General features: G+C 62.4%; 13 protein-coding genes and 1 pseudogene. 8 read left to right on the top strand and 6 right to left on the bottom strand.

The features are described from left to right. Positions 1-146: 146 nt before the first annotated feature. Positions 147-737: an outer membrane protein gene (locus tag J5474_RS10645; RefSeq protein ID WP_209360889.1), complete on the top strand. Its 591-nt coding sequence runs from the start codon at positions 147-149 to the stop codon at positions 735-737. A gap of 78 nt (positions 738-815) precedes the next feature. Here the strand turns inward: J5474_RS10645 and J5474_RS10640 are convergent, their stop codons facing one another. Further along, positions 816-1,145 (bottom strand): DMT family transporter, encoded by a 330-nt coding sequence (locus J5474_RS10640; RefSeq protein WP_209360888.1) that lies wholly within the window; start codon positions 1,143-1,145, stop codon positions 816-818. 139 nt (positions 1,146-1,284) lie between these two features. Here J5474_RS10640 and J5474_RS10635 point away from each other — a divergent pair, with 139 nt between their 5' ends. From J5474_RS10635 to J5474_RS10620, 4 genes are all read left to right on the top strand, one after another. Next, positions 1,285-2,100, top strand: a complete 816-nt coding sequence (locus J5474_RS10635) for a hypothetical protein (RefSeq protein WP_209360887.1) — start codon at positions 1,285-1,287, stop codon at positions 2,098-2,100. Beyond that, positions 2,097-2,903 carry a hypothetical protein gene (locus tag J5474_RS10630; RefSeq protein ID WP_209360886.1) on the top strand — a complete coding sequence of 269 codons (807 nt, stop codon included), beginning with the start codon at positions 2,097-2,099 and terminating at the stop codon, positions 2,901-2,903. Before J5474_RS10635 ends, J5474_RS10630 begins: the two co-directional genes overlap by 4 nt. A 152-nt stretch (positions 2,904-3,055) precedes the next feature. Beyond that, positions 3,056-3,625 (top strand): hypothetical protein, encoded by a 570-nt coding sequence (locus J5474_RS10625; RefSeq protein WP_209360885.1) that lies wholly within the window; start codon positions 3,056-3,058, stop codon positions 3,623-3,625. A 381-nt stretch (positions 3,626-4,006) separates the two neighbouring features. Beyond that, the gene (locus J5474_RS10620; protein WP_209360884.1) at positions 4,007-5,671 is read left to right on the top strand and encodes a methyl-accepting chemotaxis protein; all 1,665 of its coding nucleotides are present in this window, start codon (positions 4,007-4,009) and stop codon (positions 5,669-5,671) included. 190 nt (positions 5,672-5,861) lie between these two features. Here the strand turns inward: J5474_RS10620 and J5474_RS10615 are convergent, their stop codons facing one another. The 4 genes from J5474_RS10615 to J5474_RS10600 form a co-directional block, all read right to left on the bottom strand. After that, positions 5,862-6,641: an amino acid ABC transporter ATP-binding protein gene (locus J5474_RS10615; RefSeq protein WP_280842512.1), complete on the bottom strand. Its 780-nt coding sequence runs from the start codon at positions 6,639-6,641 to the stop codon at positions 5,862-5,864. 60 nt (positions 6,642-6,701) lie between these two features. Then, entirely contained in the window at positions 6,702-8,108 is a 1,407-nt protein-coding gene (locus J5474_RS10610) for an amino acid ABC transporter permease (RefSeq protein WP_209360883.1), read from the bottom strand. Between the two features lie 10 nt (positions 8,109-8,118). Continuing rightward, complete coding sequence (locus J5474_RS10605) at positions 8,119-9,381, bottom strand: amino acid ABC transporter permease (protein WP_209360882.1); 1,263 nt, start codon at positions 9,379-9,381, stop codon at positions 8,119-8,121. A 78-nt stretch (positions 9,382-9,459) separates the two neighbouring features. Continuing rightward, entirely contained in the window at positions 9,460-10,473 is a 1,014-nt protein-coding gene (locus J5474_RS10600) for an amino acid ABC transporter substrate-binding protein (protein ID WP_209360881.1), read from the bottom strand. 603 nt (positions 10,474-11,076) lie between these two features. On the opposite strand from J5474_RS10600, the pseudogene J5474_RS23270 reads away from it, so the two are divergent. Next, positions 11,077-11,216: pseudogene (locus J5474_RS23270) on the top strand (IS5/IS1182 family transposase); the annotation flags it as partial. Between the two features lie 196 nt (positions 11,217-11,412). Here J5474_RS23270 and J5474_RS10590 read toward each other — a convergent pair. Beyond that, the gene (locus J5474_RS10590) at positions 11,413-11,643 is read right to left on the bottom strand and encodes a hypothetical protein (RefSeq protein WP_209360879.1); all 231 of its coding nucleotides are present in this window, start codon (positions 11,641-11,643) and stop codon (positions 11,413-11,415) included. Between the two features lie 251 nt (positions 11,644-11,894). On the opposite strand from J5474_RS10590, the gene J5474_RS10585 reads away from it, so the two are divergent. Continuing rightward, positions 11,895-12,665 carry a fumarylacetoacetate hydrolase family protein gene (locus J5474_RS10585; RefSeq protein WP_209360878.1) on the top strand — a complete coding sequence of 257 codons (771 nt, stop codon included), beginning with the start codon at positions 11,895-11,897 and terminating at the stop codon, positions 12,663-12,665. Between the two features lie 600 nt (positions 12,666-13,265). Next, positions 13,266-14,117, top strand: a complete 852-nt coding sequence (locus tag J5474_RS10580; RefSeq protein ID WP_209360877.1) for a universal stress protein — start codon at positions 13,266-13,268, stop codon at positions 14,115-14,117. The last annotated feature ends 58 nt before the right edge of the window (positions 14,118-14,175 follow it).

Below are 14,175 nucleotides of genomic sequence, written 5' to 3'. Positions count from 1 at the left end.
GAACCGAAAGGCGCGAAAGCTGGTTGCATGGCCAGAAGGGATCGCCACATGGGGTCCTGGAACGCACGGGATCGCCCTCGCCGCCGAAACGGTCGGGAGAGCATGAGCAGAAAAAGCCCGGGCGTGGAACGAGAAAGGAAAGAGACATGAAAACGCGCATTCTCGCACTGACCGCCGCAACCGCTGCAGCGCTTGGCACCACCGCCCTGGCAGGCAGCCTCGAGGTGACCACCGTCGAGCCGACCCCGGCCACCCCGGTCGAGATCACCCCGGTCGCCCCGAAAAACGAGTGGACCGGCGCCTACACCGGTCTGTCCTATGGCAGCAACCGCGCCGAAAACGGCGGCACCGACAACACCGAGGCGGCCTACGGCCTGTTCGGCGGCTACGACTACCAGTGGAACAACGGTCTCGTGACCGGTGCCGAAATCGAGTACCAGGGCAACGACAGCCAGAGCGTCAACGGCATCGACGTCGATGACGTGACCCGTGCCAAGGCAAAGCTGGGCTACGGTATGGGCCGCACCATGGTCTACACCACCGCCGGTATGTCCAAGGTGAACACCTCGCTGGGCGAAGCCTCCGCTCCGGTCTACGGCATCGGTGCAGAGTACAAGGTTACCGAGCGCTTTGGCGTCGGCGCCGAGTACCTGAGCGAGGACTTCGAAGACCTCGGCTCCACCACCACCGACCTGAACTCGGACACGCTGAACCTGCGCGGCACGCTGCGCTTCTGATCCTGTCCCGGATTGATAGAACAAGGACCCCGGAGCATCCTCTCCGGGGTCTTTTTGTATTTGCTTTGACGGCGCTGTTCAGTGCGGCGAACTTGCAGAGAAGAGGTGAATGACCAGGATGCCGCCGAGGATCATCCCCATGCCGAGGATGGCGGGCAGGTCAAGCCTCTGGCCAAAGATGACGCGTCCGATGACGGCGATCATAACGATCCCCAGCCCGGACCACATGGCATAAGCCACACCCACCGGCAGGTCCCGCAGCACGAGTCCCAGCAGGTAGAAGGCGGTGCCGTAGGCCACAACCACCAACGCAGAGGGCAGGGGCCGGGTGAACTGCTGGCTGGCCTGCAGGGCCGTGGTGCCGATGGTTTCCGCAACCACGGCGAGGATCAGGACGAGATAGGACATGCGGTCTCCTCGGCGCATAGGCGTGGTTTCCTCCGGTGCCGGCTTTCGCCACGCTTGCGGCGCGAAGGGGGGGCGGCTAACACCACCAGAGGTCGCCGGGCGGAACCGCACCGGCTGGTATCGTTCCGGAGAAGTCCTAGTGTCCACGCAGATCCTCGGCAAGGTGAGCATCTTCACCGATGTGCCCATCCTCGAACAGATCGCGCGGGACATGCTGGACGGCATCGCGGACGAGGCGCTCTGTGCCACGCCGGTGGATGTCGTGCTGGGCGTGCATCGCTACAGCCAACTGCCGCGCCACCGTGGAAGGCCGCTGATCGGCATCCAGACGGAGCATTTCCTTGATGCTACCGGCGCCCGTACCGACGAGACGTTGAAGCCGCGCTACCTCGCCAGCTATCTGCGGCAGTGCGATCTGCTGGTGGACCTCAGTCCCTACAACCGACCCTACTACCCGTGGGCCACGCGGCTGTTGGCGGGGCAGAAGTTGATTTTCGGCCCATATCTGTTTCCGTCACGGTCGGTTGCATTTGACCCCGGCAGAACGGACGAACTCTTGTTTGTCGGAGCACTGAACGATTGGCGACGAAAGGTGCTTGGATCGCCGGGCGTGCCGCCGGTCCGCGTGGAGACCGACCTTTATGGCGGGGCGCTGTCGGAGCGCATCCGGCAGGCTGCCGCGATGGTCAATCTGCATCGCAGGCCCGGTGTCTACTCCGAAGTGCCGCGTCTGCTGTCGGCGGTGCTGGCCGGCAAGGCGGTGGTCAGCGAACCGCTCGCACCGCCCTTCGTTGCGGGGCGCCACTATGTGCCACTGGGCGCCGCGCAGGCCGCCGATTTCCGCGCCGCCTTTGAAGCCATGCGAGACGAGATCGCGGCGCGCTACAGCTTCGAAGAGTTACTGCGCCGCGTCCGGCCCGGAGGACCGAATGCCCGCCGGGGAGATCGGTCATGAGCCGTCATCCCGTCACGGTAACCGAAACGGGAGACGTCCGCTTCCTCACCACTCATCCGACGCTGGCACTGGTTGCGCGGACACTGTGTCAAAGCCTTGGCCCCGGTACGGAGCGGTTCGGTCCGACCGACATCTGGCTTGGCGCGCATCGAACCCGCAAGGTTGCGCGCACGCCCGGTCGGCGCCTGATCATCGTTCAGACGGAGCAGATTCTTGACGCCGAAGGCAACAGGATCGAAACCAAGGTCAGCCGGGGACGTATCGCGCGGATGGCGCTCGGGGCGGATCTGTTCGTCGAGTGGAATCCCCAGAACCGGCCGCACTACGGGCTGCTGCCACATCTGCTGCCACGGCGTTTCCTGTTTGGTCCCTATGTATTCCCCTCCGTGCCGCCGCCACGCAAGCCGGGCAATGGGCTGGTATTCATCGGGGCGATGACGCCGCGGCGACGATCCGTTCTGAAAACGCTGCCGGAGCCGCGACGCCCGAGCGATCGCGCATCGGGGGAGGAGATCGACAGGCTCGTTTCCGAGGGCGCGGCCATGCTGAATATCCATTCTCTGCCCGGCACCTACACGGAGGTGCCGCGGCTGCTCATGGCCTGCCTTGCGGGCAAGCCGCTCGTCTCCGAACCACTGGGGGCGCCGTTCGATAACGCTGGAGCCTACCTGACGTTGGATGTGGCGCGCGCGGAGGGAGGGTTGGACGCAGCCGCCCTGGACGCGGGTCACGCTGGCCTGTCAGCGCTGGCCCGGCGTTACCCGGTTACAGAAATGCTGCGGTGCGCCCACCGGCATCGCTGAGCATGGGGCGTGTGGCGGGCGATCGCTCGGGCCGCGCCGGAATGCCGTGAAAATTGCGTCTATTTTGCGGGCAGACTTAAGGAAACCGAAGGGTCTGAAAATCTATGCTGCGCTGAATTCCGCAACCACTTCACAACCCCGGAGCACAATCCATGCGTTTCTCCCTCCTGACTGCCGGCTTCTGTCTCGCTTCTTCGATGGCCTTCGCGGCGGAACCCGACTCCGCGATGCAAAGCTTTCTTGATACGCAGATCATGCCATGGGTTGAAACGCCCATGCTGATCGATGCGATCACCGCGCAGAATGCCAACACTGCCGGCTATGACGCCGCCCAGATCGACGCGCTGGACCAGCAGTGGCGCGCAGAAGTCGGCGCCGGCGCTTCCGACCTCGTGGATGGCGTTCTGATGAATTCCGCCGCCGAATTCCTGCGGCAACAGGTCGAAAAGTCCGACGGCACGATGACGGAAATCTTTCTGATGGACGCCCACGGCCTGAACGTCGCCGCCTCGCAACCGACATCCGATTACTGGCAGGGGGACGAGGACAAGTTCCAGAAGACCTACGATGTCGGGGCCCACGCGGTACATTTCTCGGAGATCGAGTTCGATGAGTCGAGCCAGACGTACCAGGCGCAGATTTCCCTGACGCTGACCGATCCGGCAACCGGTGCGCCCATCGGTGCCATGACCGTCGGTATCAACGCCGAATCTCTCATGTGATCGAACGGGCCGTCCCCTAAGACCGGGGGCGATCCGCTCCGGGCCATTTAACGGCCATCCACGGGACAGGAATACCAGTCCAGTACGAACGCCCAAGCGGGCGCCACGTCGGAAGAAGTCCGCCTCGCGGCGCAGCCACGCTTTTCGCATCGAGCCTGACGCTCGTGTGTATCCGCCGTGACGCGGCACCGTGGACCGGAATGATACATGGCGCCCGCCTACCTCACTGAAATGGAGTCCGGAACACGGCTGTGCTTCCGCAATCGGGCGCGATCACGCGCTAACCCAACCTGGAAAGACACCATGTCGAGAACTTTGGCTGACTCTGTTGCTCCGCGCGTTTCGCGGCTGAATTCCATCTTCGTGCGCTGCGCGGGCCTCATGACCCTGACGACGGTGGTCGTGGCTGCCGTGCTGTCCTTCGGGTCACTTAAGTTAATGAACGGGATGGCGGACGAGGGTGTCAACCTTCAGGTGAAGCGCGCCATGACCAGCGGGACAGAAGCAATCGCAAAGCCGCTGCGCTTCAACGTCACAGCCAAGGTAGAAGAAGAACTGCATAAATCGCTCCAGGCACTCGGCATCGCCGGACGCGGTGCTGTGGTGACCAATGCCGCCGGCGAGGTGGTCGGCGAAGAGGACGTGGAGGGGATGGATCGCCAGAGACTGGTCGACCTCGCGGCGCAGGTGCAGGCCTCCGGTGAGGGGATGATGGAGGCCGGTGGCCGTTTCCAGGCCGAACCGATCCTCGGCGGGCCGGAGGGGCCGGTTCTGGGCGTGCTTTCGATGGAGGCGAGTTTCGAAGCTCAACGCGCTGTAGTCTGGTCCAATGCCTTGTTGATCTTTGCACTGGCGGGGGCGACCTTTGTCGTGATGATCGGCGTGACGCTTGTCCTGCTGGCCCGGATGATGGGTCGTCCGCTGGAGCGGATGTCACAAGCTGTGGCCAAGGTGGCGGATGGCGATTACGATGCGCGGTCCGGTCTAGATGGGCGCAAGGACGAGATTGGCGGCATTGCCCGAAACCTTGAGACTCTCGTCGCGACCCTGCGCGAGGGCCGCGCCGCCGATGCACAGCGCGCGGAACATCAGGCCCAGCAAGCCACCGTGGTACGCGAACTGTCGGAAGCGCTCAACGTCCTCGTCGAAGGCGTGCTGCACCGTCAGATCGAAGCGCCTTTCCCAGCGGAGTACGAGGCGCTGCGGACCAACTACAACCGCGCGGTCTCGCATCTTCGAGATGTCATGCTGGAGGTCATGCACGGAGGGGACAACATCCTTGGCAGCGCGAACCAGATCGCCGCCGCGACTTCCGACCTCGCGCATCGTACAGAAACGCAGGCTGCCACACTGGAAGAATCCGCCGCCGCCATGGAGGAAATGCTGGCAGCCGTCAAATCCGCTGCTAAGAACGCCAGCGAAGCGAACGCGACGATGGCCCATACCCGCCAGATCGCGGAGAAGAACGGCGAGGTGATGAAATCCGCCGTGACCGCTATGGATGAGATCGAAAAGAGTTCGGACCAGATTTCCGAAATCACCTCCGTTATCGACGATATCGCTTTCCAGACCAATCTTCTGGCCTTGAACGCCGGGGTGGAAGCCGCGCGCGCCGGAGAGTCGGGCAAGGGCTTCGCCGTGGTCGCCTCCGAAGTGCGTCAGCTGGCGCAGCGTAGCGCGGAGGCGGCGCAACAGATCAAGGATCTGATACAGGGTTCTGGCGAGCAGGTGAAGGACGGCGTTCGGTTGGTGGAGGCAGCTGGCTCGGCACTGGAGGATGTTTTGACGAAGGTGGCCGATGTGTCGCGCATGGTGGAACACATCGCCTCCAGCGCCAACGATCAGGCCCAGGGGTTGAATGAAATCAACGAGGGCATTGCCAACCTCGACCGCGTGACGCAGCAGAACGCCGCCATGGTGGAGGAGTCGACCGCCGCCGCGCAGCTACTGCACGAAGAAGCGGAGGGCATGAATCGGCTGGTATCGCAGTTCTCGACCAATCCCGGAGGGTCGGAGGAGGCGGAGAAGACGGAGAAGGCCGCCTGATCGATGGAGGCTGACGAGCGCAAGAACCCCGGTATCAGAGACCCATGGCAGAAACCCGGACTCGGCAAGCGCAGAGCAGGCTTAGACAAAGAGCGCGGAGTGAGCGTCCCACGTAAATTCTGTCGGTACCGACCAGGAAGACCTGTCCCGAGGCATTGGCGCCGTGGGACAGGACCGGTGCGAGGGCTGATCAGTGGCCGAGGATCTGGCTGAGGAAAAGCTTTGTGCGGTCGGACTGCGGGTTATTGAAGAAGGCCTCCGGCTCGTTCTGCTCGACGATCTGGCCGCGGTCCATGAAGATCACGCGGTTCGCCACCTGGCGGGCAAAGCCCATCTCATGCGTAACGCAAAGCATGGTCATCCCCTCTTCAGCCAGCTCAATCATTGTGTCGAGCACTTCCTTGATCATCTCCGGATCGAGCGCCGAAGTCGGTTCGTCGAACAGCATCACGCGGGGTTTCATGCAGAGAGATCGCGCAATCGCCACGCGCTGTTGCTGGCCACCCGACAGCTGGCCGGGGTACTTGTTGGCCTGATCCGGGATCTTCACCTTCTCGAGGTAGTGCATGGCCGTTTCGACGGCCTCTTTTTTTGGCACCTTACGGACCCAGATGGGGGCAAGGGTGCAGTTTTCCAGAATTGTCAGGTGCGGGAAGAGGTTGAAGTGCTGGAAGCACATGCCGACCTCGGACCGGATCTTGTCGATGTTTTTCAGGTCAGACGTCAGCCGGGTTCCATCCACCACGATGGTGCCGTCCTGATGTTCCTCCAGCGCGTTGATGCAGCGGATCATCGTCGACTTGCCGGAACCCGAAGGCCCGCAAATCACGATGCGCTCGCCGCGGTACACCGTCAAATTGATGTCGCGCAGGACGTGAAAGCTCCCGTACCACTTGTTCATCTGGCTGATCTCGATGGCCTTCTCGTCGGAGATGGTCATGTTCGGAGGGGTCGTGTCGGTCATTTGCATGTTATCTCATCCTCTTTGTCTCGCATTCGCCGCGTCCGTCGGACACCGGCGCCAATGGCTTTAGTGATGCGAGCGGTCGAGTTTCCTTTCCATGTGGACGGAGTAGCGCGACATGCCGAAGCAGAAGATCCAGTAGATCAGCGCAATGGTCAGGTAGCCGGTGTAGGCGGTGGTGGGGGTGGCCCACTCCGGGTCCTTCAGGGTGGCCATGAGGATGCCCAGAAGGTCGAAGATCGATATGATCAGAACCAGCGTGGTGTCCTTGAACAGGCCGATGAAGGTGTTGACGATGCCGGGGATCACGGTGGTCAGGGCCTGCGGCATGATGATCAGCCGCATCTGTTGCCAGTAGGACAGGCCCAGCGACATACCGCCTTCGTACTGGCCCTTGGGCATGGCTTGCAGGCCACCCCGGATGACCTCGGCCATGTAGGCGGAGGCAAAGAGCATCACGCCGATCATGGCGCGAAGCAGTTTGTTGAAGTCGACGCCGGGCTCGAGGAAATAAGGCAGCATGGCCGAGGCGAAGAACAGTACCGAGATCAGCGGAATGCCCCGGACCACCTCGATGAAGATGATCGAGGACCACTTGATGATCGGGGCGCTCGACCGGCGGCCGAGCGCCAGCAGCATCCCCATCGGAAGGGAGACGACGATCCCGGCGATGGCCACCACCAGCGTGACGGTCAGGCCGCCCCATTTGTTGGTTTCCACCACCTCGGTGCCAAGTGCGAGGTCAATCGCCATGGTCACCAGCGGCAGAACCGCGAATATGGCTACAACGATCACGCCCATCAGCAGGACCGGCGCAAAGGCGGAGCCCACGTCGCCCAGGCGCCCGGCGTCGGCCAGCCACCACCCTGCAAAGAGGACCGCCGCGACGATCGCCGGAAACCACACGCCGGAGAAGATGTGGCCGAGGTCTCCATTGTCTTCAACCGGCATCCCGTTCAGCAGGACGTAGGCCAGCACGGGGTAGCCGAACAGCATGAAGGCCGCGACCTTACCGCGATGGGACGGGCCGAAGATCAGCCAGCCGATCCCGGCCGCCAGCACGGCGAAGCAAACGTTCACGCGCCAGACATCCTCCGGCGGGTAGAAGCCGTACATGAACTGGTACCACTTGGCCTCGATGAACGGCCAGCAGGCACCAGGGTTGGGCAAGCAGGCGTCGCGTTTCAGCCCTTCAGCGGCGGTGAAGGTGGCCGAGAAGACAGTGAAATCCAACAGCGTCCAGGCCATCCAGACGATGGCATAGCCAGTGAACAACGTGATTGCCGTCATGAAGAGCGACATCACCGCCGCCGGGGCGGAAGTGTAATCCGCCATGGAGGCAAAGATGTTGCGCCACAGCCAGCCCCGGAAACCGATCTCGGAACCGGGCGGTTGCAGTGTCGGGGCTTCTTCGGTCCGCAGGTAAGCCACTTCGTGGTCGACGGCGGGGTATTCTACAGGTCTGTCGATCATGTCCCTATCCTTACCGTTCGACCAGCTTCACGCGGTTGTTGAACCAGTTCATGAAGGCGGATGTTGCCAGTGAAATCACCAGATAGACGAGGATCACAATGGCGATGATCTCAATCGCGCGGCCGACCTGGTTGAGCGTGGTGCCGGCAAAAACGGCGACCAGTTCAGGGTACCCGATGGCGGCGGCGAGCGAGGAGTTCTTGGTCAGGTTGAGATATTGAGAGGTCAGCGGCGGCACGATCACCCGGAACGCCTGGGGCAGGATGACCTTGCGCATGGCCACGCCCTTGGGAAGGCCCAGTGCCGCGGCGGCCTCGGACTGGCCCTTGGGGACGGCGTTGATGCCGGCGCGGACGATTTCCGCGATGAAGGCTGCTGTATAGGTGGTCAGCGCGAGGAAGAGCGCCATGAATTCCGGCGCGATGTAGGACCCGATGCCGCGTTCGAAACCGCGCCGCAGTACGGGACCCTCGGAGACGAAGTTCGGCCATTCGATCGACAGCGGACGGCCCATGATCAGAAAGACCACGACGGGTAGCCCGATGATGAGCGCGATGGAAACGAGGCCCACGGGCGCGGGCTGGCCGGTGGCATCCTGCCGCTTCTTCGCCCATTTGCCAAAGCCCCACGCCGCCACGATGGCGACCATGAGGGCGATCATCACCACGCCCATGCCATCGTGCGGGATGGGGTAGGGGCCATAGATGCCCTTGGCGTCGAATTGCAGCAGGCCCGGCACCAGCGTCGAGAATTCGCCGCGCTGGGACGGTGCCACGATCCGCAGAAGCGCGGTCCAGAAGAAGATTTGCAGCAGCAACGGAACATTGCGCAGAAGCTCGACATAGATCGTGCCGAAGGAGCGCAGGACGAAGTTGGGCGACAGGCGGAAAATGCCGATCAGGAAACCCCATATCGTGGCAAAGAACACGCCCGCGAGGCTGATGATCAGCGTGTTGGCGATGCCGATGATGAACACATGGAAGACCGTGTTCTGCCCGGGTTCATAGCCAACGAGCCAGGTGCCGAAGGTGGTGAGAATCTGGATGTCGGACGGCCGGTCGAAGAAATCGAAGCCGAATTCGCGGCCCTGTTGGGCGAGGTTGTCCGCGGCGTTGCCTATGGCAACCCAGATCATCCCAAGGATGGCGATGGCCAGCATCGCCTGAAAGAAGAGGGACCGCGCCTTGGCGTCGAACACCAGCGCGGCGAGGCCGCTACGCTCCCTCGATGACTGGCTTGGATGCTGACCGCTGCCTTCGCTCATCGAGCTCATTGATTTTCCCCACAGTCGTATCTGTCGTTCTTATTGGAAAAAGGGACGGGGGGTGCCCCGTCCCTTCGGTGCCGTCGATCAGCGGATCGGCGGTGCGTACATCAGGCCGCCGTCGGTCCACAGCGCGTTCACGCCGCGCTCAAGCCCAAGCGGGGTGTCGGGGCCGACGTTGCGGTCGTAGATCTCGCCGTAGTTGCCGACGGCCGCGATCGCCTTTTTCGCCCAGTCGGCCTCGAGGCCCATGGACTTGCCGTAGTCGTTGTCACCCACGCCCAGCACACGCTGAACAGAGGGGTTTTCCGACGACATCATCTCTTCGACGTTTTCAGAGGTGATGCCCAGTTCCTCGGCTTCGACCAGTGCGTTCAGCACCCAGCGCGAGATCTTCTCCCACTGGTCGTCGTCGGACCGCACCGACGGGCCAAGCGGTTCCTTGGAGATCGTTTCGGGCAGAACCATGTGATCGCCCGGGTTGGCGAGCTTCAGGCGTTCTGCGGCCACACCGGAACGGTCAGTGGTGAAGACATCGCAACGGCCCGCGCCGTAGGCTGCAACCACCTCGTCCGAGTTCTCAAGCGCCACGAGTTCGAAGGTCATCCCGTGCTGCTGGAAGTAGTCGGTAATGTTGAGTTCTGTCGTGGTGCCGGTGTTGGTGCAGATGGTGGCGCCGTCGAGTTCCGCGGCGGAGGTCACGCCCAGCGACTTCGGCACCATCATGCCCTGACCGTCGTAATAAGATACGCCGGTAAAGGTGATACCGAGGTCGGTGTCACGGGTGATGGTCCACGTCGTGTTGCGGGACAGCACGTCGATCTCGCCGGAGGACAACGCGGTGAAACGGTCCTTCGCCGAAAGCGAAACGAATTCGATGGCTTCGGGGTCGCCCAGAACGGCGGCAGCCACAGCGCGGCAGTAGTCCACGTCAAGACCCGTCCACTTGCCCGCATCGTCGGGGGTGGAGAAGCCGGGCAGGCCCTGGCTCACGCCGCACTTCAACTTGCCCGAAGCCTTCACGTCGTCCAACGTGCCGGCGCTTGCGGCGCTCGCGGCCAGAACGGCGGCGGCTGCGATGGCGAGAGTTTTCGATTTCATGTGTTGCTCCCTGTTTCATGAAAATCCGATGCAAGAGACTGCCGGGAGGAGGGCGCCAATCCGTTGCGGCAAAGTCCGTTTCGATCTGAGCCGCGCCGCGTGTCGTCCCCCGTTTCGCCCGATCTCTTGAACATCTTGAAAAGTGTAGGCTGAAAAATTGTCGCGTGTAAATTCTTGGTGACGGAAGATTTCGCATCTCTGCAACGTCAAGATTGCACTGTTGTCGCCTATATTGCTGAATAGAATACAGAATATCCCGCGTCGGACAGGCCGCCAGCGATCAAATATTGTGCGTGAGGCTGAATCCGAGGCGAGTTTGCATGGGTGAGGCACCAGATTTTGGGAAGAATGTTTACCAAATGTTTCGAAGTCGCAATGAGGGGCGCGAGGGTTCCGCTACGTCGCCTTTGGCGCCGAGACGCGCGGCGAGGGTCTCATCCTGGTGAGGGGGATTCGGGGAGTGGACATCAAGCGCCCGACTGTCGGCCGCAGCTTGGGTGAGCAAATGCCCCAAAGTCACTCACTGTGCGCAATCGGGCGTTGTTTCCGACCTCTGACAGCCATGGAGTCACATTGTGATGCCATGGTTGGAAAAGGCGCAAGAGCAAGTCGTCACCCGGCCGATACCGCACGACGAACTGGTCTGACGCAACGCGGCATCCAAGCCGAGGATTTCGCTGCTGGTTCGGCTGGACAAGGAGATGGCCTCGCACGCACCGCTTGAGAGCCGACCGTTGCGCCCGCCGACCATGCTCATCATCTGTTCGATATTGTAGGCGAGGACGTGGAGGGCCATTTCGGTACCTCGGTTCCTGAGCTTGCGCATCTGGAAATGGGGGCGTCTATCGCGCCTTGATCGTTCCGAACGGATGCGCGACCGGCAGCGCCGGGTGGGCATCAGACCCGGGATATCTTCCATGCGTTCGTACACCTGCTCGATCAGATGCTCGTGCTTCCAGTCACTGCCCCGGCAGTCTCTGCCATCAGCGCCGAGGCGATGAACCCCACGGCCATGCCGAGGAGCAGGATCGTCGAGGCCATGACCGCGAGCAGCAGCCGCGCCAATGTCGGCGAGACGGAGTCCTGGAGGTCACAGGCCAGCCGCGCGTGCGACAGGGCGCGGGTGTAGCGAGATTCCGGAGAGGTGAACTGTTTCCCGTGAGGGACCAACCCGTCACGATTTACGTTCCTGGAGGCAATGCAAGACGGGTTTTCCGATCTGCAGGAAGTGTCGTCATTGCTGCAACCACCCGGCTCACCGGTCACTGGCAGAAAACGCGGCGGTTGTCATATGCGCCAGCAGCCCATTAGGAAGGGCCATTAGGAAGGGATTGGCATCGCGGCCCGGGACAGTCTTGCCAGCCGGTCAACAGATGCGATTTCTGCCGCCATATGTGGTCAAAATACGAGGAGACATCGGTATGAAGTGGGCACGCGCTACGAAAAAGAGTGACGGAGCCGAGGTGACCGGGGTGATCGTGGACGACATGCTGCATCCTCATCAGGCACTTGGTTCGGACCAGAGGGCTGGCGAAGCTATCCCGCTCGCCGACGTCACTTTGCTGGCACCGGTCGTTCCGGGCAAGTTCATCGGCCTTTGGAACAACTTCAAGGCCGCCGCCGAGAAGAACGGCCTCGAGCACCCGGAGCATCCGCTGTACTTCTTCAAGGCCGACACGTCACTGACCGGTCCGGGCGCCACGGTCGTGGTTCCGGCTGACGCGGGGCGGGTGGTTTTCGAGGGCGAGCTTGGCATCGTTATCGGCAAGACCTGCAAGGACGTGAGCCCCGACGAGGCCAGGGATGCCATCTTCGGGTATACCTGCGTCAATGACTTCACGTCGCTCACGATCCTGAACGCGGATCCCTCCTTTCCACAATGGACCCGCGCCAAGAGTTACGATGGCTTTGGCGTCATCGGTCCGGTGATCGAGACCGAAGTCGATTGGAGTGCGCTGACGATCTCGGTTCTCGTCAACGACCGCCAGCGCCAGTCATACCCGGCTGCCGACATGATACTTCCGCCGGAGCAGATCGTGAGCTGCCTGTCCCGTGACATGACGCTCAATCCCGGTGACCTGATCGCTTGCGGTACCTCGCTCGGCGCGGCTCCGGTCAAGCCGGGGATGGCCGTCGAGGTCGTGATCGACGAGATCGGCAGGCTTCCTGTCAGCATGGCGGCACCGGAGTAGGCTCTCGCCCGTTTCCGGACGAGGGCAGGAGACAAGCGGTATCGCGGTGGGACACTGCGTCGGAAAGCCATCCGCGATCACTGCAGGCAAAGCATTCCCGGATTCGATCTAACAGTGACGGTGCGGCATGGGCCGCCCGCCCTCCAGACATGCGTTACGGGCGCAAGACGTCGCGACGTGGGTCCCCGCGGATCGGGGACGAAGCAGTCGGTCGGGTGGCGGACAGGCGGGGCGGACAGGCGGGGCGGACAGGCGGGGGAGAAGTCGCGGCCTAGGGGTTTCTCTGCCCTGAAGTACGGAGCGGGTGATGATTCCTGCTGCGAGAATCAGGCCCCGTGACCGAGGCAAAGACGGTGTACCGGGAGGGCGCGCGCCCACTTTGGGCACCTCTGTGCGCGGTATACTGTAGGATACCAAATTTTTATTATTTTACAAGGCCTTAAAAATTAACGAAATTTCCAGTGCGCACAAAATGTGCGTAAAATCATTTCTTGACGAATTAATCTTGCGCGTAATTTTGTTGCGTCAGGCCTGAGCCAGTCCCGTCCATAGGGCCTGACCGGGAAACGATGCAGGCAAAACACGGGACCATTCGAAGACATGATCAAATCCATACTGGTTCCCGTCCGGGGCGATGGCATGGTCGCAACCGTGCTGGCCCATGCGGCCGAGCTGGCCAGGCAGCACAATGCCAAGGTCAATGTCGTACACTGCCGTGCCCGGGCAAAGGACCTGATGCCGCAGGGCGTTCCGCTGCCTGACTTCGCGCGCAAGGTCATGATGGAGCAGGCGGTCGAACTCGCAGACCGGCAGGAAGGCCATCTGCGCGGCATCCTGCGCCGTCTGGCGGGGGAATACGGGCTGAGCGAGGACGGCTCGGAGCAGGGCTCCGTGATCTGCACGTTCACTGAAGAAGACGGGCGCATGGCGGATGTCGTCAAACATGCGGGCCGCTTGTCGGATATCATCGTTCTGCCCAAGCCCCAGAAGGAACGGAACCTGGGCCAAAGCTCCCTGAAGGCCGCGCTTTACGGGGCGGGACGGCCGGTGCTTCTGTGTCCGGGTCAGTTGCGGCCGGACGCGAGTTTCGCCCAACATGTAGCGATTGGCTGGAATGGATCGCTTCCGGCGGCGCGCGCGGTGGCGTCTTCGCTCGACGTGGTTCACGCGGCGAAGCGCGTAAGCATCCTCGCTGGCGGCACGGGGGAGGCCCACGGGCCGACCACGCAGGAGCTGGTAGACTACTACGCCCTGCGCGGCATCGACGCCGAGGTGGTTCGCTTCGAGCACAAGGACCCTGCGAAAGGCCTGCTGGAAACCTGCAAGACGATCGGTGCCAGCCTGCTGGTCATTGGCGCCTACAGCCACAGCCACGAGACCGAAATGCTGTTCGGAGGCAATACCGGACGGATCGTGGACAACACGGAAATGCCCATCCTGATGGCGCATTGAGGCATCGTCCCCGGCCACGTCCCGCGCAGCGAAAGCTACGCGTCCTGGCCGCTCAATT

It is taken from the genome of Sagittula salina, assembly GCF_017813235.1.
Classification (GTDB): Bacteria; Pseudomonadota; Alphaproteobacteria; order Rhodobacterales; family Rhodobacteraceae; genus Sagittula; species Sagittula salina.
The sequence above is the reverse complement of the archived record's forward strand: the minus strand, read 5'-3'. Positions and strand labels throughout refer to the sequence as shown.